Source organism: Streptomyces sp. Je 1-79 (assembly GCF_025195125.1).
In the GTDB taxonomy this organism is placed as follows: domain Bacteria; phylum Actinomycetota; class Actinomycetes; order Streptomycetales; family Streptomycetaceae; genus Streptomyces.
Genome location: NZ_JAMGSL010000001.1, coordinates 412,122 through 438,591, shown reverse-complemented (window position 1 = coordinate 438,591; position 26,470 = coordinate 412,122). Strand labels below are relative to the sequence as shown.

At 73.2% G+C, this 26,470-nt stretch carries 20 protein-coding genes and 1 pseudogene; 5 read left to right on the top strand and 16 right to left on the bottom strand.

The window, feature by feature from the left end; genetic code table 11:
• Positions 1-22 precede the first annotated feature (22 nt).
• From M5362_RS01745 to M5362_RS01730, 4 genes are all read right to left on the bottom strand, one after another.
• The gene (locus M5362_RS01745) at positions 23-1,015 is read right to left on the bottom strand and encodes a TrmB family transcriptional regulator (RefSeq protein ID WP_260225421.1); all 993 of its coding nucleotides are present in this window, start codon (positions 1,013-1,015) and stop codon (positions 23-25) included.
• A gap of 137 nt (positions 1,016-1,152) precedes the next feature.
• Positions 1,153-4,887, bottom strand: a complete 3,735-nt coding sequence (locus tag M5362_RS01740; protein ID WP_260225420.1) for a S8 family serine peptidase — start codon at positions 4,885-4,887, stop codon at positions 1,153-1,155.
• 196 nt (positions 4,888-5,083) lie between these two features.
• The gene (locus M5362_RS01735; RefSeq protein WP_260225419.1) at positions 5,084-5,731 is read right to left on the bottom strand and encodes a fasciclin domain-containing protein; all 648 of its coding nucleotides are present in this window, start codon (positions 5,729-5,731) and stop codon (positions 5,084-5,086) included.
• A gap of 141 nt (positions 5,732-5,872) precedes the next feature.
• On the bottom strand, positions 5,873-7,480 hold the full coding sequence (locus M5362_RS01730) for a sulfite oxidase (RefSeq protein ID WP_260225418.1): 1,608 nt from the start codon (positions 7,478-7,480) through the stop codon (positions 5,873-5,875).
• A gap of 278 nt (positions 7,481-7,758) precedes the next feature.
• Here M5362_RS01730 and sigK point away from each other — a divergent pair, with 278 nt between their 5' ends.
• Together sigK and M5362_RS01720 are read left to right on the top strand one after the other, a co-directional pair.
• Complete coding sequence (gene sigK, locus M5362_RS01725; protein WP_260225417.1) at positions 7,759-8,346, top strand: ECF RNA polymerase sigma factor SigK; 588 nt, start codon at positions 7,759-7,761, stop codon at positions 8,344-8,346.
• The gene (locus M5362_RS01720) at positions 8,343-9,092 is read left to right on the top strand and encodes an anti-sigma factor (RefSeq protein WP_260225416.1); all 750 of its coding nucleotides are present in this window, start codon (positions 8,343-8,345) and stop codon (positions 9,090-9,092) included. The genes sigK and M5362_RS01720 overlap by 4 nt, the downstream gene beginning before the upstream one ends.
• A gap of 68 nt (positions 9,093-9,160) precedes the next feature.
• Here M5362_RS01720 and M5362_RS01715 read toward each other — a convergent pair whose 3' ends face one another.
• Together M5362_RS01715 and M5362_RS01710 are read right to left on the bottom strand one after the other, a co-directional pair.
• A complete protein-coding gene (locus M5362_RS01715) occupies positions 9,161-9,688 on the bottom strand; it encodes a DoxX family membrane protein (RefSeq protein WP_260225415.1) in 528 nt (175 codons plus the stop codon).
• Between the two features lie 18 nt (positions 9,689-9,706).
• Positions 9,707-10,096: a VOC family protein gene (locus M5362_RS01710; protein WP_260225414.1), complete on the bottom strand. Its 390-nt coding sequence runs from the start codon at positions 10,094-10,096 to the stop codon at positions 9,707-9,709.
• A 105-nt stretch (positions 10,097-10,201) separates the two neighbouring features.
• On the opposite strand from M5362_RS01710, the gene M5362_RS01705 reads away from it, so the two are divergent.
• Positions 10,202-11,266 carry an Lrp/AsnC family transcriptional regulator gene (locus tag M5362_RS01705; protein ID WP_260225413.1) on the top strand — a complete coding sequence of 355 codons (1,065 nt, stop codon included), beginning with the start codon at positions 10,202-10,204 and terminating at the stop codon, positions 11,264-11,266.
• 136 nt (positions 11,267-11,402) lie between these two features.
• Here M5362_RS01705 and M5362_RS01700 read toward each other — a convergent pair whose 3' ends face one another.
• Both M5362_RS01700 and M5362_RS01695 read right to left on the bottom strand, forming a co-directional pair.
• Positions 11,403-15,851: a caspase family protein gene (locus M5362_RS01700; RefSeq protein ID WP_260225412.1), complete on the bottom strand. Its 4,449-nt coding sequence runs from the start codon at positions 15,849-15,851 to the stop codon at positions 11,403-11,405.
• Entirely contained in the window at positions 15,848-16,396 is a 549-nt protein-coding gene (locus tag M5362_RS01695) for a hypothetical protein (protein WP_260225411.1), read from the bottom strand. Before M5362_RS01695 ends, M5362_RS01700 begins: the two co-directional genes overlap by 4 nt.
• A 232-nt stretch (positions 16,397-16,628) precedes the next feature.
• Here M5362_RS01695 and M5362_RS01690 point away from each other — a divergent pair, with 232 nt between their 5' ends.
• Complete coding sequence (locus M5362_RS01690; protein ID WP_260225410.1) at positions 16,629-17,234, top strand: GPP34 family phosphoprotein; 606 nt, start codon at positions 16,629-16,631, stop codon at positions 17,232-17,234.
• Between the two features lie 93 nt (positions 17,235-17,327).
• Here the strand turns inward: M5362_RS01690 and M5362_RS01685 are convergent, their stop codons facing one another.
• Positions 17,328-17,906 (bottom strand): fasciclin domain-containing protein, encoded by a 579-nt coding sequence (locus M5362_RS01685; RefSeq protein ID WP_260225409.1) that lies wholly within the window; start codon positions 17,904-17,906, stop codon positions 17,328-17,330.
• A gap of 95 nt (positions 17,907-18,001) precedes the next feature.
• Positions 18,002-19,258: an NAD(P)/FAD-dependent oxidoreductase gene (locus M5362_RS01680; RefSeq protein WP_260225408.1), complete on the bottom strand. Its 1,257-nt coding sequence runs from the start codon at positions 19,256-19,258 to the stop codon at positions 18,002-18,004.
• 184 nt (positions 19,259-19,442) lie between these two features.
• Between M5362_RS01680 and M5362_RS01675 the strand changes: the two genes are divergently transcribed.
• Positions 19,443-20,513 carry a cobalamin B12-binding domain-containing protein gene (locus M5362_RS01675; RefSeq protein ID WP_260225407.1) on the top strand — a complete coding sequence of 357 codons (1,071 nt, stop codon included), beginning with the start codon at positions 19,443-19,445 and terminating at the stop codon, positions 20,511-20,513.
• A 63-nt stretch (positions 20,514-20,576) separates the two neighbouring features.
• On the opposite strand, the gene M5362_RS01670 is transcribed toward M5362_RS01675, so the two are convergent.
• From M5362_RS01670 to M5362_RS01645, 6 genes and pseudogenes are all read right to left on the bottom strand, one after another.
• Positions 20,577-21,233 (bottom strand): alpha/beta fold hydrolase, encoded by a 657-nt coding sequence (locus M5362_RS01670; RefSeq protein ID WP_260225406.1) that lies wholly within the window; start codon positions 21,231-21,233, stop codon positions 20,577-20,579.
• Positions 21,230-22,063, bottom strand: a complete 834-nt coding sequence (locus M5362_RS01665; RefSeq protein ID WP_260225405.1) for a DUF1295 domain-containing protein — start codon at positions 22,061-22,063, stop codon at positions 21,230-21,232. The genes M5362_RS01670 and M5362_RS01665 overlap by 4 nt, the downstream gene beginning before the upstream one ends.
• Positions 22,060-23,415: a cyclopropane-fatty-acyl-phospholipid synthase family protein gene (locus M5362_RS01660; RefSeq protein WP_260225404.1), complete on the bottom strand. Its 1,356-nt coding sequence runs from the start codon at positions 23,413-23,415 to the stop codon at positions 22,060-22,062. Before M5362_RS01660 ends, M5362_RS01665 begins: the two co-directional genes overlap by 4 nt.
• Positions 23,412-24,203 (bottom strand): DUF1365 domain-containing protein, encoded by a 792-nt coding sequence (locus M5362_RS01655; protein WP_374214388.1) that lies wholly within the window; start codon positions 24,201-24,203, stop codon positions 23,412-23,414. Before M5362_RS01655 ends, M5362_RS01660 begins: the two co-directional genes overlap by 4 nt.
• Positions 24,200-25,492 carry an NAD(P)/FAD-dependent oxidoreductase gene (locus tag M5362_RS01650; RefSeq protein ID WP_374214387.1) on the bottom strand — a complete coding sequence of 431 codons (1,293 nt, stop codon included), beginning with the start codon at positions 25,490-25,492 and terminating at the stop codon, positions 24,200-24,202. The genes M5362_RS01655 and M5362_RS01650 overlap by 4 nt, the downstream gene beginning before the upstream one ends.
• A gap of 122 nt (positions 25,493-25,614) precedes the next feature.
• Positions 25,615-26,226 (bottom strand): annotated as a pseudogene (locus M5362_RS01645) (sigma-70 family RNA polymerase sigma factor); the annotation flags it as partial.
• Between the last annotated feature and the right edge of the window lie 244 nt (positions 26,227-26,470).

Genomic DNA, 26,470 nt, shown 5'->3' with positions numbered 1-26,470 from the left:
CCTCGCACGCGCGGGGCCCCGTTCAGTCCGTGTCCGTCCAGTCGTGTCGTACGGCGTAGGCGCCGAGCTGCATCCGGGACCGGACTCCGGCGATGTCCATGAGACGTCGCAGGCGCCGGTGCAGCGTGCGCGGTGACAGACCGAGCTGGGTCGAGACCGTCAGATCCGTCAGGCCGGCCAGGAGCAGCGCGAGGATCCTGCGGTCGAGGTCGGTGGGGCCTTGCGGCCCGACCTCGACGGTGAGGTCGGTTTCTCCGCCGGTCCCGGAGAGTTCGAGGGGATGGGCGGTGCGCCACACCGTCTCGAAGAGGGCGTCCAGCGCGTCCAGAAGGCCGCAGCGGTGCAGCAGCACGGCGCCGGGCTCTCCGGCCGCTGTGACCGCGAGCGGGACGAGGCCGAGGTCGGCGTCGGCCAGGACGAGTTTCATCGGCAGTTCGTCGGCGACCCGCAGATGCACGCCCCTGCCCAGGGAGTCGATCGCGTCGTCGATGATGCCCGGCTCCCCGAGCACGGCCCGGTCCAGTACCGCCCGGAAGTGCACCCCGCGGCCGAGGGCCACCGGCTCTGCCGTGTTCTCGTCGGGTGGCAGGGCGACGAACGGTGCGGTGATGAAGGAGCGGACCTGGGTGCGGGCCGCCTGCTGCACCTGGAGGAAGCGGTGCCGGATGGCGTCGACGCCCGTGACCACCTCGATCAGATCGTTGATGCTGCTCCCGGTCATCGCCGCCCGGTGTTCCTCGGCGAAGGTCACCAGGGCATGCTCGGCCATGCGCAGCCCGTCCCGGCGCTGGCTGATGAGCGCGCCGAGCGCCATGGCCGGTGGCGCGGCGGTGAACCGCGCATCCGCCGACCTGGTCGCCAGCCCCCACCCGACGAGGCGGGCCAGGGCCTTGTCGACGTGGGCCTGCGGCAGAACGCCCAGATCGGCGAGGAGGACCGCGGTGGAGTTCGGCCGTCCGAGCAGCGCCCGGTAGACGGACTCGTCGTCGGGTTCGAGGCCCAGCACATCCAGCATCGGCGACCGACTCTCTTCCGCTTGCCGCAGCGGGGAGAGTATGCGCCATGGCGGCAGACCTTGAATAGTCCCAGCTGGGAGCGGGTGTACGGGGAAGGGCCCCGGGGAGTCTCCTCCCCGGGGCCCGACGGTGGGGTTCATCGCAGGCCGTACGCCCGGATGATCTCGTTCGTGACGCCGAAGCCGTTGTCCGTCCCGGCGCTCGCGCGGAGCGAGACGAAGCCGCCGGGCTTCTTGGCCGTCCTGAACGAACCCGTCCAGGTGCCGTCGGCACGCTTGGCCAGGGTCACCTTCCGCCAGTCGGCGCCGTCGTCGTACGAGACGTCCAGCGTCACCCTGGTGACATTGCCGGGCACGGTGCCGAGGTCCGTGGAGACCGGCTTGAGCACGATCTTCTGGGTCGTGTCGGCCCTGACGTCGCCGTGCAGGTCCGTCTCCAGCCGGTAGTCCAGGTTGAGCACCGAGAACGGCTCGAAGAAGTCCGACTCGACCGTGTCGGACATGAAGGTCCACTCGGTGTGGGTACGGGTCGACAGCCGGAAGACGTCACCGGGCCGCTCCGCGTCGAGCACGGCGCGGTAGGGCAGCCTGCCCGCCGGCACCTCCACCCACTGCATGTCTCCGCCGACCGGGTTGTCGTGGATCAGCGTGTCGCCCTGGAAGACCCGCAGGTGGGACGGTGTCTCACCCCACGGCAGGTAGCCGCCGAGGCGCATGGTGTCGCTGGCTGAGGCCCATGCCTGCACGTTCCAGGTCATGTAGTTCTGCCAGCGGGAGTTGTACACGCCGAAGGACTCGCTCTGGGCGGGCCGGGTCACCGGGGCGAACCAGTCGAGCCGGGTGGTGCTGCCCTTGGTGTAGGTGTTGTCACCCGACACCATGGTCCACGGCAGGGCTCCGTCGACGCCCTGGGAGTGGAACTCCCTCCAGACCTGGCCCGGCGTCACCCACTCCGTGCGGGTGCCCGGGTGCCACTCGATCTCGGGGAGGTTGAACGACGGGCTGAGGGTGAAGTCGGACCGGTAGCCCTCCGCGAGCCGGCCGCCGGCCGCCGCGTAGTAGCGGGCGTCGATCCGGGCGAGGTCACTCCTGCCCGGCTTGTAGACCAGGGCACGGTCCGGCACCTGGCCGGGGTAGTCCCGGGTCAGGTCGTAGACGAACGGCGTGTGCTCGGTCTGCTTCACGGTCAGCCGGAAGACGCCGGCCTTGGCCATCGAGACAAGGCCCTTGCCCGCGTCGCGGTGCACGGTGGCGACCGGAACGGCCGACTCGCCGACGTACTCCATCAGGCCACCGGCACCGTCGTTGACCACGATCAGCGCCTTCGCTCCCGCCGCGACGGCGGCTTCGGCGCGCTCCTGCGGCGAGACCTCGTCGCTGCGCTCGACGACGACGACCTTGCCCTTGGCCGTGACCTTCTCGTACGCGGCCGCCGCGCCGTTGCCGGCGTAGACGGCGTACAGCGTGTCCGTGCCGGTGCCCAGTGCGCTGCCCGCCTGCACCCGCGCCTCGAACTGGAGGCGGCCGCCCAGCGCGCTCAGACCGAGCTGGGGCTCGCCCTTGCGCCAGCGGGTGACCAGCATGAACTCGCCCTGCTTCATCGGCTCCGTCGGCGAGACGTAGACGTCGTCGTACGTCGGCGGCAGCACGTACGCGCTGCGGTAGTCCATGTACGGGTCGAGGCCCTTGTAGTGGACGTTGAAGTCGACCTTGCGCTGGCGGTCCTCGGTGCGCTGCGGCGCCTCGGTCTGCAGCAGGCGTGCCTTGCTCGCGTCCAGCACGACGTCCGCCGGGCCGTCCTTGAGCGCGGTCTCCGGGTCGACGAGCACGGCCAGACCCGAGCGGTCCGCCTTCTCGCCCGCCACGTCGATGTACCCCGCGACGGTGTACAGGCCGGGTGCCATGCGCATCGTGGTCGAGCCCTCGACGTACACGTTCCACGGCCAGGGGTCACCGGCCAGGTTGATGCCGACCCAGCCGCTGGCGGGCTTGCCGTCCTTGCCGACCAGCTTGATGTTCAGGTCGTAGCGCTCCTCCTCCTTGAGCAGCGCCACGGAGGTGCGGGCCACCGGCCGACCGGTGGCCGCGTCGGTGGCTGTCACGTAGCCGGTGTGCCGGCCGGCCGAGGCGGTCCGCGGGTCCCCGGTGACGGGAACGGTGGCGGTGCCGCCCGCGGGGACGGTCGTGGTGCTCGCTCCCAGCGTGAACGGCCCGTCGTCGTCGGTCAGCGCCAGGTTCAGCGTGACGTCGGCGGTACCGGCGTTCGTGAAGGTCAGGTCCTTCGTGACGGCGACGTCGCTCGGCTGGTGCGGCCAGGTGTAGTTGCCGAAGAAGAGCGAGCCTGTGCCGCGGACCGTGGTGCGCACGGCGGCGGCCACGTCGAGGCGGCCGGTGCCGACCTCGTACGGCGAGTAGCCGCCGTCCAGGCCCTTCGCGGTGCTCGTCAGGTGTTCCTTGAGCTGCGCGCCGGTCCAGTCGGGGTGTTGCTGGGCCAGGATCGCCGCGGCGCCCGCGACGTGCGGGGTGGCCATCGACGTACCGCTGATGGTCCGGTAGAGGCCCTCCCCGCCGTCGGTCATCTCCTGTGACCGGGCGGCGGTGATGTCCACGCCCGGCGCCGCGATGTCCGGCTTCATCCCACCGGACCAGGCCAGCGGGCCGGTGCTGGAGAAGGAGGCCAGCCCGTCCTGCTTGTCCGTGGCCGCCACGGTCAGCGCCGCCGCGGCCGCACCCGGGGCGGAGATGCTCTCCGGACCCGCGTTGCCGGCGGCTATGACGAAGAGCGTGCCGTACTGCGCGGAGAGCGCGTCGACCGTCCGCGACATCGGGTCGCTGCCGTCCGTGGGGTAGGAGTCGCCGAGGCTCATGTTGACGACGTCGGCACCGGACTCGGCGGCCCACTGCATGCCGGCCATGACCCAGGAGTCCTGGCCGTATCCCTCCGCGCCGCCGAGCACCTTGCCGACGAAGAGGTCGGCGCCGGGCGCGACGCCCTTGTTGTCGCCTCCGGAGGCGGCGCCCGAACCGACGATCGTGCCCGCCACATGCGTGCCGTGCCCGTTGACGTCGGTCACGCCCTCACCCGGCACGAAGCTGGCCGTGCCGTCGACGAGGCCGGCGAAGTCGGGGTGGTTGACGTCGATTCCGGTGTCGAGCACCGCGACCTTGACCCCCTTGCCGGTGTACCCGGCCGCCCAGGTCTCGGGCGCGCCGATCAGCGGCACGCTCTCCTTCAGGCTGGCCTTCACGCGGCCGTCGAGCCACAGCTTCTCGACCCCGGCTCCGAGCGTGTCGCTGCCCCGGGGCGCGACGGAGGTCCAGAAGGTGCGGGCCTGCCGCTTCTCGGTGCTGAGGGCGGCGCCGCGGATGCCCTTGAGCTTGCGGGTCAGCCTGCTGCCCCGGGGGGCCGTCGGTTCGACGGCCGCGCGGGACTTCGGCTGGGTGTACGTCGCGATCAGCGGCACCGCGGCCGACTTGGTGTCGTCGTACCCCATCTCGATCAGGTCGGTGACGTTGAACAGCCGCCGGTCCAGTCTGTCCGTTCCCAGCAGCGGCGCCGCCTCGTCCGGGATGACGAACAGGTCGCCCTTGATCTCCTGGAGTTTCACGCCGCCGACGGCGCTGTCGGGCCGGTCGACGTCGGCGATCTGCTTGCCGTCGGCTGTCGTGGTGACGGTGACGACGTCGCCGGTGACCAGGGTGACCTTGTGGGTCGCCGAGGGCTTGGGGGGCACGGTGGGCTTGCTCGGAGCGGCTTGTGCGGGAGCTTGCAGAACGGCGAGACCCGACGCCAGCAGCGGCACGGCGGTGACGGCCGAGATCAGCTGCCAGCGCCTGCGCCGGAAGGCGGAAGCCTGAGAAGGGGAGGACATGCCATGGGTCTATCGACTGGCGAACACCGACGTGAAGGTCGTACGACGGCAAGTCCTCGCCATGGCACAGGCTTGCCAGCCGTGAACCGCGTGATTCCGGGCGTAAGGGCGCGCCGTGGAGCCTTCCGGGGCCCGGCGTCCCCCCGGGCCAGGGGGACGCCGGGCCGTGGCACCGGTGGTTCGGGCGCCGTGCCCGCTACTTGGGCATCAGGACCGTGTCGATGATGTAGACGTTGGCGTTCGCGGTCTTGACGTTGCCGCACACCACCGAGGCGGTGTCGTTCACCTGGTAGGCCTCGCTTGAGCCGGTGGTCGTGAGCATGCCCTTCTGCAGCGTCTCGAAGGAGCCGTTCTCCAGCTGCTCGGGGGTCAGCTTCTGGCCCACCACGTGGTACGTGAGGATGTCGGTGAGCATGGCCTTGTCGGCGAGGACCTTGTCGAGGTCGGCCTTGGGGATCTTCGCGAAGGCATCGTCGGTGGGGGCGAACACCGTGATGTTCTCCGCGTTGTTCAGGGTGTCGACGAGACCGGCCTGCTTGACCGCCGCGACCAGGGTGGACAGGGCCGGGTTGTTCGACGCGGCGGTGGCGACCGGGTCCTTGGCCATGCCGTCGAAGGAGCCCGCGCCCTCCTTGGGGACACCGGCACAGGCGGGGCCGAAGGGCTGGTCCGCCGTCGCCGCGTCGTCCGTCGGCGTCGCGCTCGACTTGCCCGCGTCGCCGGCGGCCTCGGTGGGGGCGGCCGCGGTGTCGCTGCCGGAGTCGGAGCAGGCGGCCAGCGAGAAGGGCAGCATCGCCGCCGCGGTGACGGCGATGGCGGTGCGGCGGATGCGCATGCTGTTCATGATCGGTTTCTCCTTGAAGGGGTCGGTTCTCGGGGTTCTCGGGGGTCTCGGCTTTTCGGGGTTCTCGGCTTTTCGGATCCGAGAGGGCGAGGTGGGTGGTTGCGCCGGAGGCGCGTCCGGGGGCGGGTCGATCCGGTGGTCTCAGGGGACGGTGACGAAGACGCTGTGCCGGCCGCTCGCACCGTCCGGGGTCGTCCGGGTCCGCCGCTCGGTCTGTACGGCTCCTGTGCCGTCGGTGGCGCGGACGGTGACGGTGTGTCCGCCGGGGGTGGCGGTCCAGGGGAACGACCACTGGCGCCAGGTGTCGACGGTGTCCTGGGCGGCGAGGTCCGCTTCCTGCCAGGGGCCGTCGTCGACGCGCACCTCGACGCGGTCGATGCCACGGTGCTGGGCCCAGGCGACCCCGGCGACGACGACCGTTCCGGCGGCCGGGCGTGCGAAGGGCTTGGGGGTGTCGATCCGCGCCTGGGTCTTGATCGGTGCCCGACGTGCCCAGTCGCGCTTGACCCAGTAGGGGTCGTAGGCGTCGAAGGTGGTGAGTTCGATGTCCTCGATCCACTTGCACGCCGAGACGTACCCGTACAGTCCGGGGACGATCATGCGGACCGGGAAGCCGTGCTCGAAGGGGAGGGGCTCGCCGTTCATGCCGACGGCGAGGAGGGCGTCCCGGCCGTCCATGACGACGTCGACCGGTGAGCCCAGCGTCATCCCGTCCACGGAGCGGGCCACCAGCTGATCGGCCTCCCCGCCCTTCGACGGTGAAGCCACGCCGCATGCGGCGAGCAGGTCGGCGAGCGGGACCCCGAGCCAGCGGGCGTTGCCGATGTAGGGGCCGCCGACCTCGTTGGAGACGCAGGCCAGGGTGATGTCGCGTTCGACGAGCGGGCGGGCGAGGAGCTGGTCGAGGGTGTACGTGCGGGGGCGGGTGACGCCCTTGCCGTGAATGCGCAGCCTCCAGGCGGCGGCGTCCACCTGGGGCACGACGAGGGCGGTGTCGACACGGTAGAAGTCGCGGTTGGGTGTGACGAACGAGCTGATCCCCGGCACCTTGAGTCGCGCCGCGACCGGGACCGCAGGAGCGGGCGAGGCCGGGGCGGGCAGGATCAGGCTGTTGCGGGAGAGCACGGCCGTCCGGCCGCGCCGTCCCGACAGGTAGCGGCCCAGCGCGCCCGCTCCGGTGGCGGCCGTGGCGGTCACAACCGCCGCCGTGAGGAATCCGCGTCGGCTGAACCCCTCCCCGGAGCCGTCACCCTCCAACGGCGGTCCCGCGGCGGTCAATCGGCCCACCAGGACGTACAGCACACCGGCGCCCGCCAGCGCCCCGGCCACCGAGGGCAGGGCGTCGGCGGCACCCGCCGAGTCGGGCCTGCTCAGGGCGGCGGCCGCGCCGACGATCCCGAACGACAGGACCCCTGCCGCACCCGCACGGCGGTGACGCAGGGACAGGAGGCCCAGGAGAACCGCGAACAGGGCGAGGAGGGCGAAGATGCCTAGCTGGAGGACGACCTTGTCGTTCTCCCCGAACGTGCGGATCGCGAAGTCCTTCACCGCGGCCGGGGTCCGGTCGATCACCGCGCCTCCGACCACCGTCACCGGGCCGGCGGCCGGTCGCAGGGCGCCGGCGGCCAGCTCGGCCATGGCGAGCGCCGTCAGCGCGGCCAGAAGCCCGGCCGACGCGCCGAGCGCGGGCCGGAGCCCGGCCGAGGCGCCCGGCGCGGCCCGGAGAGTGCTGTTGCGGAAGCGAGTCACATCCCGGATTCGGCAGCGACCGCCCGCCGGATGGGTGCCTCACCCGAAAGAGTGACAACGCCCGCTGCTTCCTGCGCTGAAGCGAATCTCCTCCCATCCGCACACGCATCCGCTACGAAGAACCTTCAGACACACCACATGACGCTGTGACCGGACCGGCCGCCGAGGCGGTCCGCACCCGCTCGACGGACAAGGACCGACATGCGAGGGACACCCCGCCCCCGGCAGGCCTCTCCAGGCCGCCGCTACGCCTGGTCGCCGCAGCCGGAGCCCGGCCGGTGAACCGACCACTCCCGTTCGGTGCCGCCGGCCACACCGGCCGCGGCGACCTGGCCGAGGTGATGCGGAAGGTCGCCCACGGCGACAAGCAGGCGTTCTCCGTCCTGTACGACGCCCTCGCGTCCACGGTCTTCGGAATCGTGATCAAGGTCGTACGTGACCGGGCCCAGTCGGAGGAGGTCGCACAGGAGGTGATGATCGACCTGTGGCGGCAGGCCGCCCGGTACCGGCCCGAGGCGGGGAGCGTCACCACCTGGGCGGCGACGATCGCCCATCGGCGCGCCGTGGACCGGGTCCGTTCCGCCCAGGCGGCCGCCGACCGCGAACAGGCGCAGGCCGCCCGCGAGCACCACACCGCGTTCGACGAGGTCTCCGAGCAGGTCGAGACCCGCCTGGAGAGCGAACAGGTCCGACGTTGCATGCGCGGCCTGACCGAACTCCAGCGCCAGGCGGTGACCCTGGCCTACTACCGGGGCCTGACCTACCGTGAAGTCGCCGAAACCCTGCGCACACCGCTTCCCACGATCAAGACACGCATGCGCGACGGGCTCATCCGGCTCCGCGACTGCATGGGGGTGACCACATGAAGCACCACCGCGAAGACGTCCACGGGCTCGTCGCCGCCTACGCCTTGAGCGCCTTGGACGCCGACGAGCGAGCGATGTTCGCCGGCCACCTCCAGCAGTGCGAAGCCTGCCGGCAGGAGACGGGCGAGTTCGAGGCCACCGCCGCCCGTCTGGCGGCGGCCGCGGCCCAAGCGCCGCCGGCCGCGATGAAGCACCGGACGCTGGCGGCGATCGACGGCGTCCGCCAACTGCCCCCGCGTGTCCCCGTGACGGCGCCGGCCGTCGTCGGCGGCGCTCTGCGGCGCAGGGCCGTGCCCCTGACACTGGCCGCCTGCCTCGCCGCAGCCGCCTCGTTCGCCGGCCTGGCCGCCTGGCAGCACCGGGAGAACGAGGAACTCCAGGACCGGGCCCGGCAGGCCGAGCAGCGCATCGACGACATCAGCGGCGTTCTGGCGGCGCCCGACGCCCGCGCGGTCCACGGTCGGGCCGGGAACGGAGCCCACACCACCGTCGTCGCCTCCGACCGGCAGAACAAGGCGGTCTTCACCGCCACGGGGCTGCCCGCACCGGCGGCCGGGAAGACCTACCAGCTGTGGCTGGACCGCCAGGGCACCATGCGACCCGCCGGATTCATCCAGGGTGACGGCACCGTCCTCATCGACGGCGACCCCGCGGACGCCACCGCGGTCGGCCTCACACTCGAACCCGCGGAAGGGTCTTCACAACCCACGACGTCACCGCTGCTCCTCATGGCCCTCCCCACCTGACAGCTCCCCGCCCGCGGCCGAGCAACCGGAGGAGCACCTGTTCTGCCACGCCCACGGGTCCCCCGGGGTCATCGGCGTCGGTTCGGCGACGGTCGCGGCGGTGGGGAGCCGAGCCGGGGGTCCGCGGTGGCGGGCTCCGCAGTGGTCGTCCCCGTACCCCCTCGGCCGTGGCGGACCAGCACGGTGACGGTGGCCGCGAGGAAGATCACCTGCGTGGCCGTCCGGGGGCCGAGCTCGTCCCACCAGGGCACGTCGCCCCCGGCGGCGTACACGTTGGCGGGGAACATCGCGACCAGCAGCACGCTGAGCGCGGCGGCCGAAGCCCGGGCGGTCCGCGACCACAGCAGCCCGAGCGCGCAGACGAGTTCGGCGATGCCGGTCAGCGTGACGAGCAGGCCCGGGGCGGGCAGGGCGGGCGGCACCATGGCGACGAGCTCTTCGCGCATTCCGACGAAGTGCGCTCCTCCGGTGAGCGTGAACATGGCCGCGAGGCCGCCCCGCAGGGCGGTCGTCGGCCGGCGGAGCCGTCCGGCCCCGAGCGCCCCGGCGAGCAGCAGCAGGCCCGTGACGGCGACGAGTGTGACGAGCGGTTCCATGTCGGGTTCTTCCTGCCGTCAGACGGAGTCGTCGGCCAGGGCCGCGGCCGACCTGTGGACCGTGTCCGGGTCGATGTGCTGGATCTGCACGACGACCCCGTCCGGGTCGGTGACCCGGACGCTGCGGCCGAAGTTCTCCTCGACGAGCTCGTACGCGTAGCCGTTGCGTTCGAGGCGCTGCGCGACCTCTTCCAGCGGCTCCTCCGTCGTGAAGCCGAGTTCGGTGGTGCCGGGTGGCCGGCCCTGCGAGACGGCGGCGGCGTGGACGCCGACGGCACCCGCGGTGGCGGTCAGCCGGACCCAGACGGCCGCGCCGGGCTCCTGCCGGACGGTGAGCCCCAGCCCGGCGTAGAAGTCCCGGGACGCCTCGACGTCGGCCACGTACCTGATGGGAAGGACGGTCAACATGGTCTGCCTTTCTGCGGTGGTCGCCGCCCACGGTCCTGCCCCGCGCACCCGTGCGCGCTGTAAGGTCACCGGAATTGACGTGCTCGGACGTTCGTAGGGGGCCTGGTGACGGGATCCGTCACGCTCGACGCGCTGGACCGCCGTCTGATCCACGCTCTTCAGATCGACGGGCGTGCCTCGTTCAGCAGGATCGCCACCGTGCTCGGCGTCCCGGAGCGCACGGTCGCGCGTCGCTACCACCGGCTGCGGTCGGCCCTGGTGGTCCGGGTGGTGGGGCTCGTCGACAGCCAGAGGATCGGCATGCTCGACTGGTTCGTACGCATCGACTGCGCGCCGGACGCCGTCGACGCGCTGACGGCCGCGCTGGCGCAGCGGGACGACACCTCATGGATCGCCCCACTCGCCGGCGGGACACGGCTGACCTGCATGGTCCGCACGCCGGGTGCGCAATCGGCCGGCGGACGCCCGCTCTTCGACCACCTGCTGCGGACCCCGGGCATGCGAGACGTGGAGGCGGCCTGCGTGCTGCGCCCGGTCGCCGGGGTCGGCGGCTGGTCGGGCCGTACGAGCGCGCTGGACGCGTCCGAGCAGGCGGCCCTCCGCGGCCCTGCGCCGGGATCACCGGACGGCCCGGAAGACCTTGCCGAGATGTCCGGCTGGGGCGGGGCGGAGGCGCGACTGGCGGGCGAACTGGCTCTGGACGGACGGGCGGACGTCGCCCGGCTGGCCGCCGTCACCGGGTGGTCGGACTCGACCGTGCGACGCCGCGTCGCCGGGCTGCGGGCAGCCGGGGTGCTGCACTTCGAAGTGGACGTGAGCCCCTCCCACTTCGGCTTCCCGCTGGAGGCCCTGCTGTGGCTGGAGGTGGCGCCGGCCGCTCTGGGAGAGGTGACGGAGGCGATGTCACGGCACGCCTCGGTCGCGTTCGCCGCCGTCACGACAGGCCGGGCGTCGGTCTTCGCCATGGTCCAGAGCCGTGACCCCGGCGCCCTGTACGACTACCTGGCGGGCGAGTTGGCCGCGCTGCCGGGCATCGGCCGGGTGGAGACCGCCCTGGTCCAGCGCCGCGCCAAGCGGGCGGGGCCGCTCCTGCCGCCGACGACGGGGGCGGAACGCGCCCGACGATTCCCACCACGCCCGGCGGGTTCCCGGAGCGGCCCCGTGCGATGACGTCGTGGGCCGGTGGGCCCGCCGCCCGTCGTCGGTCGGTGGGCAGCCGCCCCTCCGTCGTGGGCCGGTGGGCGGCCGCCCGTCGTGGGCCGGTGGGCGGCCGCCCGTCGTGGGCCGGTGGGCGGCCGCCCGTCGCTCAGCCACCCTTCTCGTCCGCCTGCAGGAACGGGCAGCTCTCCCTGTACTCGGCCCCCGGTACGTGCTGGGCCCACTCCTCGCGGCTGAGGCCCCCGCCGGTGACCCGGCAGGCCATGCGGATGGTGTCGGCCGCGATCTCGGGACGGTCGCCGATGTCGACGACATACGCGTGACCCGCGCTGGACGTGATCATGGTCCGCCCCTGCGGTCCGCCCAGGACCACGTCGTCGACGCCCTCGCTGTGACCGCCGAACGTGAATGCCAGATGGGGCCGTCCCGGGTCGGTGACGCTCCACACCCGTACGGCGCCGTCCTCCCCCGCGCCGGCCAGCAGAACGCCGTCCGGGTGGAACGCCAGTCGGGTGAACTTCTTCCCGTTCACCGCCGACGGCTCGAGTTCCTCCCACGGGTCTGCGGTGCCCGCGCGTTCGACGGCCCACAGCTGGAGTCCGGAATCGAGCTCCGCGGGAACGGCGGCGACGGCCGCCACCACGTTCCCCCGGGGGGAGAACGCCGCCCTTGAGCTGCTCGGGTAGAAGCGGTCGCCGGACAGAGGCGCCGTCTTCCCGGTGCGCAGGTCCCAGAGGCTCAGGCTCGTCCCCGCGAGCAGGAGTCGGCGGCCGTCCGGGCTGAAGTCGGCGTCGCTGGCCCGGGCGGCGAGGGACGCGGTCAAGGCCGGGCGGGCCGGGTCGCCCACGTCCCAGACCTGTACGTGACTCAGGTCGTTGACGGCGAGCAGCCGCCTGTCGGGGGCGAAGGCCAGCGAGGGTCCTATCGCTCCGTCGTCGACGCCGCGCAAGGTGCCCGCGATGCGTGGGCGAGCCGGGGCGGAGACGTCCCAGAGGGTGACCCTCCTGTCGTGGTTGATGGTCGCGAGCAGGGTGCCGTCGTGGCTGAACTCGATGTCGGCGACGACGTCACCGACACCGATGACGGAGCCGCCGTCGACCGTGTCGTAGCGCTCCTTCACCGGGTTGCTCACTCTGGCCAGCCGTCGTGGCTCCGCAGGATCGGCCAGGTCCCACAGAGCGATCCGATCTGCCTGGGCGACGGCGAGCGTCGTGCCGCCCGGAGCCGACGCGAGCAGATCCCCGTCCGGCAGCACGTCCAGCACTCGGGGCGGTCGGACGTCGGCGAGGTCCCAGTGGATGACCTCGTTGTACGCCACGGAGACCAGCGACTGTCCGTCGGCGCCGAACCGCGCCGTGTCGACGAACGACACGTGCCTGTACAGGCGGGACTCCCTGGTCATCTCCTTCGGATCGCCGACGTCCCACACGGCGACGGTCTCGTCCCAGCCCCCGCTGGCCACGCGTCTGCCGTCCGGGGAGAAGTCGAGGGAACTGACCTTGTCGGTGTGGGCCGTCTGTTCGTCGAGGACCTTCGGGTGACGGGGCGAGCGGATGTCGATCAGTTTGACCACACGCTCGTCGCTCGCCGCCAGCAGACCGCCGTCCGGGCTGAACGCCAGGGCTCCACCGGCGTCTTCCACCACGCCCTGGGGCCTGGGCCTGCCGGGGTCCGAGACGTCCCAGAGACGTAGCCCTCCGTAGCTGTCGGCGGTGACCAGCAGGCGGCCGTCCGGACTGAACGCGGCCCGGTCGCCCTGCACCAGGTTCTGCCCGGCCGAGGCGTCCGCGACGAGCTGGAGCTGTCGCGGCTTCCGCGGATCACGCACGTCCCAGAGGACGAGACTGTTGTGGCCCACGTACCGGGACCAGCCGACGGCGGCCACCGTGTTCCCGTCCGGGCTCACGGCGACCGCGCTCGGTCCGTGGGCCAGGTCCTTCAGCCCGGTCGCGCGCAGCGTCGCGACAGGACGCGGCTCCCCGTCCCCGGACGGACCGGCGAGGTTCCACAGCCGCACCTCGTGGCCGCAGACGGCGGCCAGCATCCGTTCGCCAGGGCCGCCGAACGTCAGCGGCGTTTCCGCCTCGACGTTCGAGGGGCAGGGCATCCGGGAAACCGGGGTGGGGGGCGCCGGATCGCGGCGGATGTCCCAGACGGACAGACGGTCACGTTCCGAGGTCGCCAGCATGTGCCCGCCACGCGTGAGCGCATGGTCCTCGGGCGCCATGGGCAGCTCGGAAACACCACGGAACGCGCTTCCGGCCAGCGTGTCGAAGAGCGTGCGCCGGGCTTCGGCGCTGGGTCGCAGGGCGTGCGCGGCGAGACCGAGCCGCAGGGCCTCGCCGGGGTCCGAGGTGCCCAGGTTGTCCGCCTCGGCCAACAGCGCACGGGCCGTGGCCCCGCGCTGTTGCTCCTCCGCGTTGCGCTGCTCCCGCACTGCCGCGACCGCGGCGACGAGCGCGAGGCACAGCGCGACGGCGACCGCGGTCAGGGCTCGCTTCAGCAGCATGGTGCGGCGCTGCTCCCGGCGCAGTTCACTCGTCGCCTCGGCCTGCCCGGCCGCCAGGAACTCTCTCTCCAGTTGCGGCAGTTCGGACTGCTCCGCAAGCTCCTCCGCCGCCTGGAGGCGGCTGCCGCGGAAAAGGAAGGCCGCGTCGCGGCCCGCGGCGTCCCATTCCTCGGCAGCGGTGCCCACCTGTTGCCGCAGCAGCAGGGCGGCGGCATCCTCCCGGATCCACCGGTGCAGCAGCGGCCACGCCCGCAGCAGCGCCTCGTGTGCGATCTGAACGGTGTCCTGATCGACCGTCAGAAGCCTTTCCGTGGCCAGCTGATCGCGGATCCGGCTCGAACCGGCCGGCATCGTGGCGAGCGGGACGCGGTGCCGCAGAACGGCGGGGCCACCGTCCGGGGGGAGGTGGACCAGACGCAGGAGCAGCTCACGCATGGTCGCCTGCCCGTCGTCGTCCAGGGACTCGTAGACGCGCCGGGTCGTGGTGGCCACCGATCGCCAGATGCCCTTGGTGGCCTGGTATCCGGCGAGGGTGAGCCGGACTCCGCTGCGGCCGCGCCAGGTCTCCCGCAGCGCGTGGGCCAGGAACGGCAGCGCCATGGCCGCGTCGTGCGCGGAGCGGCCCGACCGGAGGTCGTCCAGCAGCCGGTCGGTCAGGCCCGGATCGATGGTCATGCCCACGGCGGCGGCCGGGCCCTCGACCGCGGCGCGCAGCTCCCGCTCCCGCAGCGGCGGGACGGTGAGCTGTGCCCGCTCCAGCGCACGCTCGAGCCCAGGGTGCTCCAGACAGCTTCCGTAGTGGTCCGCCCGCAGGCCGAGGACGACGCGGGGCCGCCGACCCGCACCGTCTCCTGTGAGCAGGGAGACGAACGCGGCGCGCTCCTCGGGCGCCTCGCACCGCGTGAAGACCTCTTCGAACTGGTCCACCACCAGCAGTCCGCAGGCGGAACGTCCGCGCCTCGGCGCCGGGAAGGCCCCCTGTTCGAGCTCGGCCCTCACCTCGTCGGTGTCCCGTCCGGTGGCTCGGGCCCACGCCTCCGCCAGGGTCCGCATCGGACGGGGCCCCGGTGCCGGCAGCAGAAGCGTCGAGATCGGTGCATCCGTACGGGCCTCCAGGGCGGCCACCAGGCCGGCACGCAGCAGGGACGACTTGCCCGCGCCCGAGGCACCCACCAGCACCACCTGGCCACCGTCCGGGAGTGCGTCGACCAGCTCCAGCAACCGCGCGGTCAGTCTCTCGCGACCGAAGAAGTGCGCGCTGTCCACCGCTCGGTACGGCTCCAGCCCCGGGTAGGGGCACGGCACGTCCGCGGGCCGCTCGGTCGCCTCGGCCCCCTCGGCCCGCTTCCGGTAGGCGCGGTTCCGCGCGAGGCGCAGTGATCCCAGCGCGCCCTCGCTCTGCCGGGCGGGATTGACCCGATGGTCCTCCGCGAACCGCTCGTCGAGCGCCAGGTGCAATCCATCGGCGGTCAGCCACGGCGGCCCGGCCGGATCTCCCTCGTTGAGCAGTTCGAGCAGCCGGCCGGTGAACAGGGTGTGCCGTTCGTCCTCGGGCGCGAAGGAGAGCGCGTAGTGCGAGGCCGACGTGAGCAGGAAGCTCCCCGGTGGCCGTGCGGAGGCGAAGGCCCGACGAACCCCGCCGTCCGAGGCCGGCGCGCCGCCGCGTCCGGAGAAGCAGCAGTCGAGGACGACGAGACTGCCGCTGCCCGCGTCACCCAGCACGTCGCTGATGGTGCGGTACGAGACCGACTGGGCGACCTGCCGGAAGGACCGGCTGGCCCGGGTGGCGAGGTACAGGGCGTCGCGCGGACCGAGCTGTCCGTGCCCGACGTAGTAGAAGAGAACGGGGCCGCCACCGGCACGCACCGCCTCCTCGACCGCGCCGACCACCTGGGGGGCGTCGGCGTGGGGCGGGACGCGCTCGACGTGTCCGGGCGCCATGCCGCACACGTCGACGAGAGTGCGGTGCAGATCGTCGAGTGTCGTGGCGACGGAGGGGAGACCGGGCAGCTCCGACTCGCGGATGTGGCTCTCGGTGCCGAACAGCACCGCGCGTGCCCCGGGGGCCGCGAGGCCGCCACCCGTCATGCCGTCGGGGAGCCCGGCGAGTTCCCGTCCCGCGGGTCCTCCCGACGAGTGCCGTCACCCGGGTCCGCCTGGCGGGTCGCGTCCCCGGGGCCCACCTGGCGTGTGCCGTCACCCGGGCTTGCCTGGTGGGTCGCGTCCCCCGGGCCCACCTGGCGTGTACCGTCCTGTGTTCCGCCGTCGGCCGGTGGGCGGGCCAGGCGCTCGGCGAGGTCGGCCGCCTCCTGCGGGCTCAGCCCGCGTGCCTGGCGGGAGGAGATGCTGATCCGGGTGCCGTCGGGGCGGGTCACACTGATCGTGTGGCTGCTGCGGCGGGTCTGCAGCCATGCCACCAGCGCGCCCGCGAAGACCGCCGCGACGCCGCCGGGCTCCAGGACCGCCACCAGGGCGTCGACGGCCGGGCCCATCGTCCCCGTCGGCCCGCCGTCCCGTTCGGCACGGTCGACGCGTCCCCTCAGCTGCGGTACGTCCTTCAGCCACGTCCCGAGTTCGGCGACGGTGGCGTCGTCGCCGTCCTCGTCGCCGCGTACCGTCACGACAAGCCGCATGGTCTCCCCCGGGGTCAGACGTCATTTCCGGTCTTCCGGGCGGGAGTTCGGGTGTCCCTCACGGGACTCTCCTCGCCCTGCCGACAGCATGCCGCACCAGGGCCACGCACCACACACGTTCCTCGGCATGGCCCCGGCTCCGCACCGGGCGGGGCGATACTGATCGTGACAGCCGCCCCGCCGCGGGCCGGCGGGGGCGCACCTTTGTCGATGTCTCCGAGGGGAGCCGTTCATGACCACGGCGAAAGACCTGTTCATCATCGCCATGGAGCCGGAGCCGGAGCACGCCGTGGGACAGGGTGACCTGTCGCTGGCGCTCGCGGGAGCAGAGCTGATCGACCTCATCGGCGCGGAGGCCGTCACCGTGGACGGCGACCGCATCGTGCCGGGCGAGCCGGCGGCGCCGGGCGACCGGCTCCTGGGCGAGGCCGCGGCCGTACTCACCCGGCAGGCGCCCTACGAGCGGATCGAGGACTGGCTGTGGCGCCGGGGCCGAGACCTCTCGGCCGCGTACCAGGCCGCCCTGGAGGAGGACGGTGAGCTGACGCGCAAGCGGAGCGGACGGCTGTCCTTCGGCTCGGAACGTGTGGAACCGGTCGATTCGCCCACACGGCGCCGGGCGGCCTCCCGTTGGGAGGAGAGGGAACCCGTCCTGGCCGCCCTCGCCTCGGCGGTGGGCATCGACGACGGACGGTCCGACGACGAGCCCGGCCTCGACGACGAGGCGGTGACGACCGTGGTGGCCATCGTCCACGACGCGGTGATGGAGCTGGAGGCCGTACGTCAGAGGCGGTCCATCGAGAGCTCGGCCTTCGCCAATCTCTGGCGCGGACCGTGAGTCGCCTTCGACGGGTGCGACGCCCGTACGCCGCCGGGGCGCGGGCGTCGCGGACGGCGCGGGCAGCCGGCCCGTTCCCGCCGTGCCGGCCGGTCACTTGGGCATGAGGACCGTGTCGATGACGTGGACGGTGGCGTTGGAGGTCGGCACGTCGCCGCAGACGATCTTGGCCGTTCCGTTGACCGTGTAGGCGTCGCCTGAGCCGTCGGTCGTCACCGTGCCGCCCTGGAGCGTCGTGAACGAGCCGTCGGCGAGTGCGCCCTTGTCGACCTCTTCGTCCACGACGTGGTACGTGAGGATCTTGGTCAGGGCGGCCTTGTCGGCGAGGACCTTGTCCAGGTCCGCCTTCGGGATCTTCGCGAAGGCGTCGTTCGTCGGCGCGAACACGGTGATGTCCTCGGCGTTGTTCAACGTGTCGACCAGGCCGGCCGCCTTGACGGCGGATACGAGTGTGGACAGTTCCGGGTTGTTGGACGCCGCGGTCGCCACCGGGTCGTCGGCCATGCCTTCGGCGCTGCCCTCGCCTTCGGCCGGCAGCGCGCTGCAGCCGGGGCCGAACGGCCCGTTCGCCTGTGCGGCCAGGGCCTGCGGGGCGAGGACGCCCAGCGACACCGGGAGAGCGACCGCCGCGGCGGTGGCGGCGACGCGGCGCATGATGTGCGAGGTGTTCATGATGTCTCCTCCTCCTGGGTCCAGGCCCGGGTCGGGCTCGGCCATGGGTGGGATTGCGTTCTCAGGAGGTATTCGGCGCGACACCCCTTCCCGGATCAGGAAGGGCCGGACCGATCCAGGTCGGCGAGGACCTCCCGCGCCGCCCGGGCCCCGGAGGCCAGCGCGCCCTGCACCGAGCCCGTCGCGCGGTGGTCGCCGCAGACGTACCTCCCCGGCGCGCATCGCGTGGTCCGCGAGAGTGTCAGGGGCGGGAGCATCGCGGGAAGGGCGTCGTGGACCGTGACGCGGTGCACGGCCTCCCAGGCGCCTGTGTCCGTGCCGTACACCTCCCCGAGCGCCTCGCGGACGGCCGCCTCCTGCTCGGGCCCCGGCGAGCCGAGCACGGAGGTGGACACCAGCGCCCGTCCGTCGCCGGAGTACCCCCGCTGGACCTCGGTGAGTACGCAGGTGTTCAGGAACCGGCGCCGCGCGTCGACCACCAGCGTCGGCTCGGCCAGGGGGGAGCGCTCCGCCGCGTGGTAGAGGGTGGTGACGGTCCGGCCGGGCGGGACGTCCAGGCCCGGCAGGAGACGTCCGGCCGCGCTCTGCCCGGTGGCGACGACGACGGCCCGCGCCGTCAGCTCGCCGCCGTCGGCCAGCGCCACCCCGTCGGTGGTGAGCGAGGCGACCGGCGAGCCGGTGCGCAGCACACCGGCGGGGAGCCGGGAGGCGAGCTGGGCGGGCGCCGCGCCGATTCCGCCGGCCGGCAGGCACAGCGTGCCGCGGACCATGGTCCGCCAGACGAGATGGAAGAACCGCGCGGAGGTCTCCAGGTCCTCTTCGAGGAAGACCCCGGAGAGGAACGGCCGCAGGAGGGTCTCCACGAGCTCGGGTGAGAGAGCGGCGTCGGAGAGGGCGGTGAGGGTGGTGGCGTCGGGTCGGGTTCGCAGCCGTGAGGCGGGCAGGAGCGTGTCGCGCGCGGACAGCACGCCCAGGGCCGCGAGGTCGCGGGCCGAGGCCAGTCGGCCGGGCAGGAGATCGCCGCTCTCCCGGAGGCGCCGGGTGGGGTCGGTGAACCGGCGCGGCCCGTCGTCGGTGTGCACCAGCACGCCCGGGGTGAACGGCCTCAGCCGTAGCGCCCGGAGGTCCACACGCCGCTTGACCTGGGGATAGGCGGTGTTGAACACCTGGAACCCGCGATCGACGGTGAACCCCGCGACGCTGTCGGTCCGCATGCGTCCGCCCACGGCGTCGTCGGCCTCAAGGAGGCGGACACTCACCCCCGCGTCGACCAGGTCCGCGGCACAGGCCAGCCCGGACACGCCTGCCCCGACGACCACCACGTCACCGGTCGCACCATCCGTCTTCCGCATCACCGTCGCTGCTCCTCGCCATGTCCGACAGTCGCTTCGACCCGCCACGTCACGCCGTGGGGCATGCCGAGCGGGGCGCGGTCACCCGTACTTCCGCATCCGGATGCCCTACGGATGAGCCCACGCTCATCCGGGTCCCGCGACGGCTCGGCTCGCATCACTTGTGCGTCGTATTCTTGGCTGTATGACCGAGACGACAGCCGGCATCACGACGGGGGCTGTGGCCCGACGGCTGGGGGTCTCCCCCACCACGCTGCGGTCATGGGACCAGCGGTACGGCATCGGTCCGGCGGCGCGTGAGGACGGGCGCCACCGGCGCTGGTCGCCGTCGGACGTCGGGATGCTGGAGGAGATGTGCCGGCTCACCACGTCCGGCGTGCCACCGGCGGAAGCCGCACGGGTCGCCCGGGCGCGCGCCGGCCGGCACTCCGGTCAGCAGTCCGGTCAGGCAGCCGGTCAGCCGGCCGGTCAGGTCTCCGGTCAGCCGGCCGGGAGCCGGTCCGAGCAGCCGGCTCCCGGCAGGACGCCACCCCCGCCCGCGTCCGCCCCGGGGTCCGGCAACGGGCTGCCCCTCACCAAGGTCCACCAGGAGTTCCGAGGGCTGGCCCGGGCGGCGGTACGCCTCGACAGCCCCGCCATGGACACGTTGCTGCGTGATCTGGTGGCCGAGCACGGGCTCGTCACGTCCTGGGAGGAGGCGATGGCGCCCACGCTGCACGCCGTCGGCCGCAAGTGGGAGTCCTCGGGCGACCGGTACGTCGAGGTGGAGCACCTCCTGTCCTGGCACATCTCCACCGCACTTCGCCAGCTGGTCAGCTCCGCCCGTCCGCACCGCGCCGACGCCAACCCGGTGCTGCTGGCCTGCGTCCCCGCCGAGCAGCACACGCTGCCCATCGAGGCCCTGGCCGCCGGACTGGCCGAACGAGGGCTGCCGACCCGGATGTTCGGAGCGGCCGTCCCCGCCGAGGCCCTGGACTCCGCGGTCCGGCGGCTGGGCCCCACGGCCGTCGTCCTCTGGTCCCAGTCACGCTCCACCGCGAGTCACGCCCTGGCACGGCACGTGGCGGACATCTCCTTCGGCGTCAGGGGTGCCCGGACCCATTCCCTGGTGCTGCTCGCAGGCCCCGGCTGGGCCGGCCGTGCCACCGCTCCGGGGATGCTCCGGCCCGGCGGCCTGCGCGAAGCACTCGACATCCTCGTCCACCGCTGCGCGACCGACTCCCGCCCCGGCGCGGTGCGCGACGCGGCCCGCTGAACGGATCTCGGGCCGTCGCCCCGGGGGCCGGGTTTCCTGGCCGGGCGCGGGTGGAGCAGGGCGTCAGCGGCGGGCGAGCATCCTGGTGGCGAGTTCCGCGGTACGGCGGTGCCAGCGGGAGGCGCCGGGGACCATGGCGTGTCCCCCGAGGGGCATCGGGATCCCGACGGCGTCCGCACCGGCTGTCCGGGCCCTGCGCACGAACTCCCAGGACTCCCGGGCGGACGTGACACGGTCGGCCTCGTCGTGCAGCAGGTAGATCGCCCGCCCTGCCAGGTGCTCGACGGGCTCCTCCGGCGGGCACCACGGGGCCAGGCCCACCACGCCGAGCACCATCGGGTCCCCGGCGGCGCTCAGGGCGGCACGGCCGCCCATCGAGTGGCCCACGAGAACGACGGGGACGGTGCCGAACCTCTCCCGCAGCCGGACCAGGGCGGCCCTCGCGTCACGGGCGGCGTCGCCGCGCTCGCCGTTCCAGCCGCGGTGCCGGTAGCGGACCTCCGCGACCAGCACGTCCTGTCCGGCGAGCGCGCGTGCGACGGCGGCCGCGAACGGCCGCATGCGCAGGGCGGGGAGGTTGACCAGGGGCGGTGGCCCGAGATCCTCGGAGCGACCGCCGTGCAGCAGGAGGACGGCGGCGCCGGGAACCGCCGGCGCGCTGCGCACCACCAGGGAGCCCTCCTCGCCCCTTCGGCCCCGCAGATCCGTGCCGGACGTCATCCGGCCTCGTTCCGGGGCGCACTCGACCGGGGCGGGCGAGGCGAGCGGGGAGGCCGGGGCAGGAAGCCGCTGGTACGGGCCGCGTAGGCCGCGTACCCCGGACGCTCCGCCATATGGGCCTCCAGCAGCCGCTTTCCGCTCCCCCAGACGAGCAGTCCGCTCATCACCAGCGGCGACACGAGTGTAAGGGCGGCGCTCTGCGGGATCGCGCACGCGGTCAGGTAGAGCCCCCACCAGACGAGGAAGTCGCCGAAGTAGTTGGGGTGCCGGGTCCAGCTCCAGAGCCCCTGGTCCATGATCCGTCCCCGGTTGGCGGGGTCGGACTTGAAGCGGGCGAGCTGGTGGTCGCCCACGGTCTCGAAGGCGAGTCCCACGGCCCACAGCACGAGGCCGGCGACCAGCAGGGCGTCCACGCCTTCGGGCAGGTAGGCCGCCGCCTGGACGGGGAGCGAGACGAGCCAGACGAGGGCGCCCTGGAGGAGGTAGACCTTGCGCAGTGCGTGGAGGGCCGGGCTGCCGGGAGCGCGGTCGAGCATCCGGGCGTAGCGGGGGTCCTCGCCGTGGCCGCGGCCCCGGCGCGCGATGTGGAGTGCGAGCCGCAGCCCCCACAGGCAGGTCGCGAGGGTGACGGCGAGCCTGCGCCCGTCGTCACCGTACCCGGCGGAAAGGGCCCAGGTGACCACGGCGACGGCCGCGAACGCCAGACCCCAGGCGATGTCGACGATGCGGTGGACGCCCTTCACCATGGCCACGGCGAAGGTCAGGAGCATCACCACGAGGGCGGCACCTGCCGACGCGGCGAGGTTCACGGCGAACGCGGCCCCGTTCATCGCGACTCCTCCGTACGGGAGGGGAGTCGGGGGCCTGCCGGGCGTCGGGGCCCCTCCGCGTCCTGGCCGGTGGCGACCAGCCGGAGTTGACGCACGTCGAGGTAGTGCGAGCGGAATCCGGCCTCGGAGTAGGCCAGGTACAGCTCCCACATGCGGCGGAAGACGTGGTCGAAGCCGAGGGCGCCGACCGCCTCCGGCTCCCGGACGAACCGCTCCCTCCAGAGCCGTAGCGTCTCGGCGTAGTGGTCGCCGAAACCGGTGTCGTGGGTGATGGTCAGGCCGGCGGCCGCGCTCTCGCGGGCGAGCGCCTCCGGCGACGGGATGAGGCCGCCGGGAAAGACGTACTTGCTGATCCAGGTGTGCGTACGGGCGGTGTGGAGCATCCGTTCATGCGGCATGGTGATCGACTGGAGTGCCACGCTGCCGCCGGGTGCGAGCAGGCGGCGCAGGGCGGTGAAGTACGCGGGCCAGTACTCGGCGCCGACCGCCTCGATCATCTCGACGCTGACGACGGCGTCGAACCGGCCCTCGACCTGCCGGTAGTCACGGAGTTCGACGGCGACCCGACCTGTCACCCCGGCGTCGGCGATCCTTCGCAGGGCCAGCTCGCGCTGCTCCTCGGAGAGGGTGACGGTGAGGACGTCGGCGCCCCGGGACGCGGCACGGACGGCGAGTTCGCCCCAGCCGGTGCCGATCTCCAGGAGCCGGGTCCCCCAGCCGACCCCGGCGAGATCGAGCAAGCGGTCGATCTTGCGGTGCTGAGCGGCCGGAAACGTACGCGGCGTGGCGGGAAGGGCGTCGAACACGGCCGAGGAGTAGGTCATGCTCGGGTCGAGGAAGAGGGCGAACAGCTCGTTCGACAGATCGTAGTGACGCTGGATGTTGTCCCGGGCGCCGTCGAGGGTGTTGCGGTCGCGGTCGGGCCGCCGGTGTGCCCACGCACCCCGGAGGCGGCGCAGCGGGGCCGGTACGAGGTCGTCGACATGGGTGGCGAGGACGGTGAGGAGGCCGACGAGGTCGTCGGTGTCCCACTCGCCGGCCATGTAGGACTCGCCGAAGCCGATCAGACCGTCGGCGCCGACCCGCCGGTGGAAGGCGGCGGGATCGTGCAGGGTCAGCGTGGGCGGCCCGTCCCCGCTCGCGGCGGGGTGGGGAAGGGCGGTCGGTGCGCTGCCGTTCCGTATGCGCAGCGGCAGACGGGCGAGGGCGCGTTCGACGACGCGGCGGGCGAGGGCGGTACGGAGGGCCGAGGCGCGCGGGAGGCGGGCCGCGTCGGGCCAGCGCTCGGGGTCGACGGGCGGGTGGCCGGTGCCTGGGGCGACGGTTTGGGCCGGCGGGACGGAGACGGTCACAGCATGCCTTCTCGGGTGGGCGACACGGGTCGGGGACGGACGGGAAGCCCCTTGAGGTACAGGCGGATTCCGTGCCACCGGATGCCGGCGCTGACGGCCGCGGTGGACCAGGGGTGACGGATCGCGGCCGTGAGCAGGCCGCGGGTGTCGGCCGCACGGTGGCGGCCTCGGACGGTGGCGGTGAGGGGGCGGCTCCCGTCGTCGTGCCGCAGCTGGACGGTGAGGTCGAGGCGCTCGGCGGGGAGCGGCAGGCGCATCCGATAGGAGCCTTCGACGTCGAAGAACGGCGAGACGTAGAAGTCCTTGGCGACGTCGGCGCGTCCGTCGGCGTCGGGCCGCAGGAGGTAGCAGTGCCGTCCGCCGTAGGTGTTGTGCACCTCGGCGACGACGCAGACGGGGCGTCCGGCCCTGTCGTGACACCAGTACAGGGTCAGCGGGTTGAAGACGTGGCCGAGGACCCGGGCGTGGGCCAGCATGAGCACCTGTCCGTCGGCGTTCCGTACGCCGTGGGCGGCGAGGTACGCGTCGAGTCCCGCGCGCAGGGTGGGTGCCTGCCCGCCGAAGTGGTCGCGGGCGTCGAAGCGGGCGAGCGGCCGCAGGAGGCGGGGCAGTCGCGGAAGGTCGTCGAGGTCCACCAGCCAGAGGTAGGTACGTCGGCGCAGGCTGTGGCGCACCGGCTGGACGCGGGTGTGCGCGACCTCGCTCGTGTACAGCGCCGGCACCGGGACGCGTGCGACGGTCGCGCCGTCCGGGGGGACGGCCGGGGGGACGGCGGCTGCGGCGGTCACCAGTTCACCCCCAGGCCGCGGGCCGCGTCGACTCCGGAGCGGCAGCCGTCCTCGTGGAAGCCCCAGCCGTGGTAGGCGCCGGCGAAGGCGGTGACGGAGGTGGCGAGGCCGGGCAGTTCACGCTGGGCGGCGACGGAGCGGGGCGTGTAGACGGGGTGTTCGTAGACCATGCGCGCGAGGACGGTGCTCTCGTCGACACGGCCGTCGGCGTTGAGGGTCACGATGTGCGGCTCGTCCACCGGGAGGCGCTGGAGCCGGTTCATGTCGTAGCTGACCCGCACGGCCTGGGGGCGCGCGTCGCACGACGGGAGCCAGTAGTTCCAGGAGGCGCGGGCATGCGGCGACCGGGGCAGCACCGTGGTGTCCCGGTGCAGGACGGTGGGGTTGCGGGAGTAGGTGAACGCTCCGAGGACGCGGCGCTCGTCGGGGGTGGCGTCGGCGAGCATCCGCAGGGCCTGGTCGGGGTGGACGGCCACGACGACGGCGGCGTACGCGTCGCTCTCCCCGTCCTCGGTGGTCACGCGCGCGTAGTCCGGAGCGCGTTCGATCGCCCGGACGGGCGTGGCCGTACGGACGGCGGCGAGGCGCTTGACCGCCTTCTCGACGTACGCGGAGGAGCCTCCGGTGACCGTCTTCCACCGGGGTGAGCCGGTGGTGGAGAGAAGGCCGTGGTGGTCGAGGAAGCGGAAGAGGTAGGCCGCCGGGTACAGCAGCGCGGTGTCGGGCGCGCAGGACCACACGGCGGAGACCAGCGGGACGGCGAAGTGGCCGACGAAGTACGGCGAGAACCGGCCGCGCTCCAGGAAGGCGCCGAGAGTCGGGCCCGTGTCCCCGGAGGCGAGCAGGCGACGGGCGGCCCGGTGGAAGCGCGGCACGTCGGCGAGCATCCGCAGATGGCGGCCGCGGCGCAGGTTTCCGCCGCCGAGCAGCCCGCGGGGACCGCGGGCACCGGCGTAGGCGAGACCGCAGCCGTCGCACCGGACGGACATGCTCATCTCGGAGTCCTGTGTGGCGACGCCGAGTTCGCGGAAGAGACGGGTCAGGTTCGGGTAGGTGCGGTCGTTGTGGACGATGAAGCCGGTGTCGACCCGCACGGTGCCGCCCGACCGGGTCGGCAGCTCGTGGGTGTGGGCGTGCCCGCCGAGCCGTGAGTCGGCCTCGTAGAGCACGACGTCGTACCTGCGGGACAGCACGTGAGCGGCGGTCAGGCCGGCCACTCCGGCCCCGACGACCGCGACGGTCCTCCGGTTCATTGGTTCCCCCTCATGCCCCTGGGCTTCGGCTTCCATGGGGGTGGTTCGGCGCCGTCGGCCGTGCGGATGGGTACGCGTTCCGTGCGTGCGTCCGCACCACCCGGACCGGCTGTCCGCGCAGGGGGCTCGCCGTCCGTCGTGCCGTCGGACGGCGCGTCCGCCGGGTCGGGAGCGAGGCGGCAGCGGAGCCGCTGCATCCCGCGCCGGGCGTGGCTCTTGACGGTGCCCAGCGGCAGACCGGTCCGGCGGGCGATCTGCGCCTGCGTCAGGTCTCCGAAGAACGCGAGGGTCAGTACGTCGCGCTGGACGCGCGGCAGGCGGTCCAGTTCGCTCGTGACGACGATGCGGTCGAGCACGTGGTCGGGTCCGTCGGCCGTCACGGAGGGCGGGGGCAGCGCGGCGCCGGCCGCGGCGACGAGTGCGGTCCTCCGGGTGCGGGCGGAGAGCGCGTCGGCGATCTTGCGGCGCGCGATGCCGACCAGCCAGGCCGGGACCGGGCCCCTGTCGGGGCGGTAGCCCTGATGGCCCCGCCAAGCGGCGAGGAACACCTGCTGCGTGACGTCCTCCGCCTCGCGGGAGTCTCCGAGCGTACGGCTCGCGAGGGTGTGCACCAGGCTGCCCCAGCGCCGGTACGCCAGGACCAGGCAGTACTCGTCGCCGTGGACGAGCCCGGCGCCGATCTCCTCGTCCGTGGGCTCGGCGGGGCGCGGGGCGGGCCGGGTGTCGGTCGCGAGAGGGCGGAGGCGGCGCGCCGGGGGCGCTGTGATCATGACGGCTCCTCCTCCTGCCCGGCGTACGGGCCGGGCCGGCGGGTCGGGCGTCCGCTCCTGCCGGACCGGTCCGCCACCGGAAACCAGGCGCTTCCGGCCCCCTCAGGATCCGGCGACCGGAGGTCGCCCCTCAAGACGCATCGCTTGTGCATCGTTATGGACGGGGCGATCCGATGCGTCCAGCTCCTGCGCGCCCCCCAGGGGCTCGACCCCGGGTGGCCGGGCGGGGCACGCTGCCCCGCCC

Bases quoted from the DNA above. Each gene is read 5' to 3' on its own strand.
- M5362_RS01710 (WP_260225414.1), bottom strand. From the start codon at position 10,096: ATGTTGACCGTCCTTCCCATCAGGTACGTGGCCGACGTCGAGGCGTCC.
- M5362_RS01685 (WP_260225409.1), bottom strand. From the start codon at position 17,906: ATGAACACCTCGCACATCATGCGCCGCGTCGCCGCCACCGCCGCGGCG.
- M5362_RS01695 (WP_260225411.1), bottom strand. From the start codon at position 16,396: ATGCGGCTTGTCGTGACGGTACGCGGCGACGAGGACGGCGACGACGCC.
- M5362_RS01680 (WP_260225408.1), bottom strand. From the start codon at position 19,258: ATGCGGAAGACGGATGGTGCGACCGGTGACGTGGTGGTCGTCGGGGCA.
- M5362_RS01670 (WP_260225406.1), bottom strand. From the start codon at position 21,233: ATGACGTCCGGCACGGATCTGCGGGGCCGAAGGGGCGAGGAGGGCTCC.
- M5362_RS01650 (WP_374214387.1), bottom strand. From the start codon at position 25,492: ATGGAAGCCGAAGCCCAGGGGCATGAGGGGGAACCAATGAACCGGAGG.
- M5362_RS01700 (WP_260225412.1), bottom strand. From the start codon at position 15,851: ATGACGGGTGGCGGCCTCGCGGCCCCCGGGGCACGCGCGGTGCTGTTC.
- M5362_RS01675 (WP_260225407.1), top strand. From the start codon at position 19,443: ATGACCGAGACGACAGCCGGCATCACGACGGGGGCTGTGGCCCGACGG.
- M5362_RS01740 (WP_260225420.1), bottom strand. From the start codon at position 4,887: ATGTCCTCCCCTTCTCAGGCTTCCGCCTTCCGGCGCAGGCGCTGGCAG.
- M5362_RS01665 (WP_260225405.1), bottom strand. From the start codon at position 22,063: ATGAACGGGGCCGCGTTCGCCGTGAACCTCGCCGCGTCGGCAGGTGCC.
- M5362_RS01715 (WP_260225415.1), bottom strand. From the start codon at position 9,688: ATGGAACCGCTCGTCACACTCGTCGCCGTCACGGGCCTGCTGCTGCTC.
- M5362_RS01690 (WP_260225410.1), top strand. From the start codon at position 16,629: ATGACCACGGCGAAAGACCTGTTCATCATCGCCATGGAGCCGGAGCCG.
- M5362_RS01720 (WP_260225416.1), top strand. From the start codon at position 8,343: ATGAAGCACCACCGCGAAGACGTCCACGGGCTCGTCGCCGCCTACGCC.
- M5362_RS01735 (WP_260225419.1), bottom strand. From the start codon at position 5,731: ATGAACAGCATGCGCATCCGCCGCACCGCCATCGCCGTCACCGCGGCG.
- M5362_RS01745 (WP_260225421.1), bottom strand. From the start codon at position 1,015: ATGCTGGATGTGCTGGGCCTCGAACCCGACGACGAGTCCGTCTACCGG.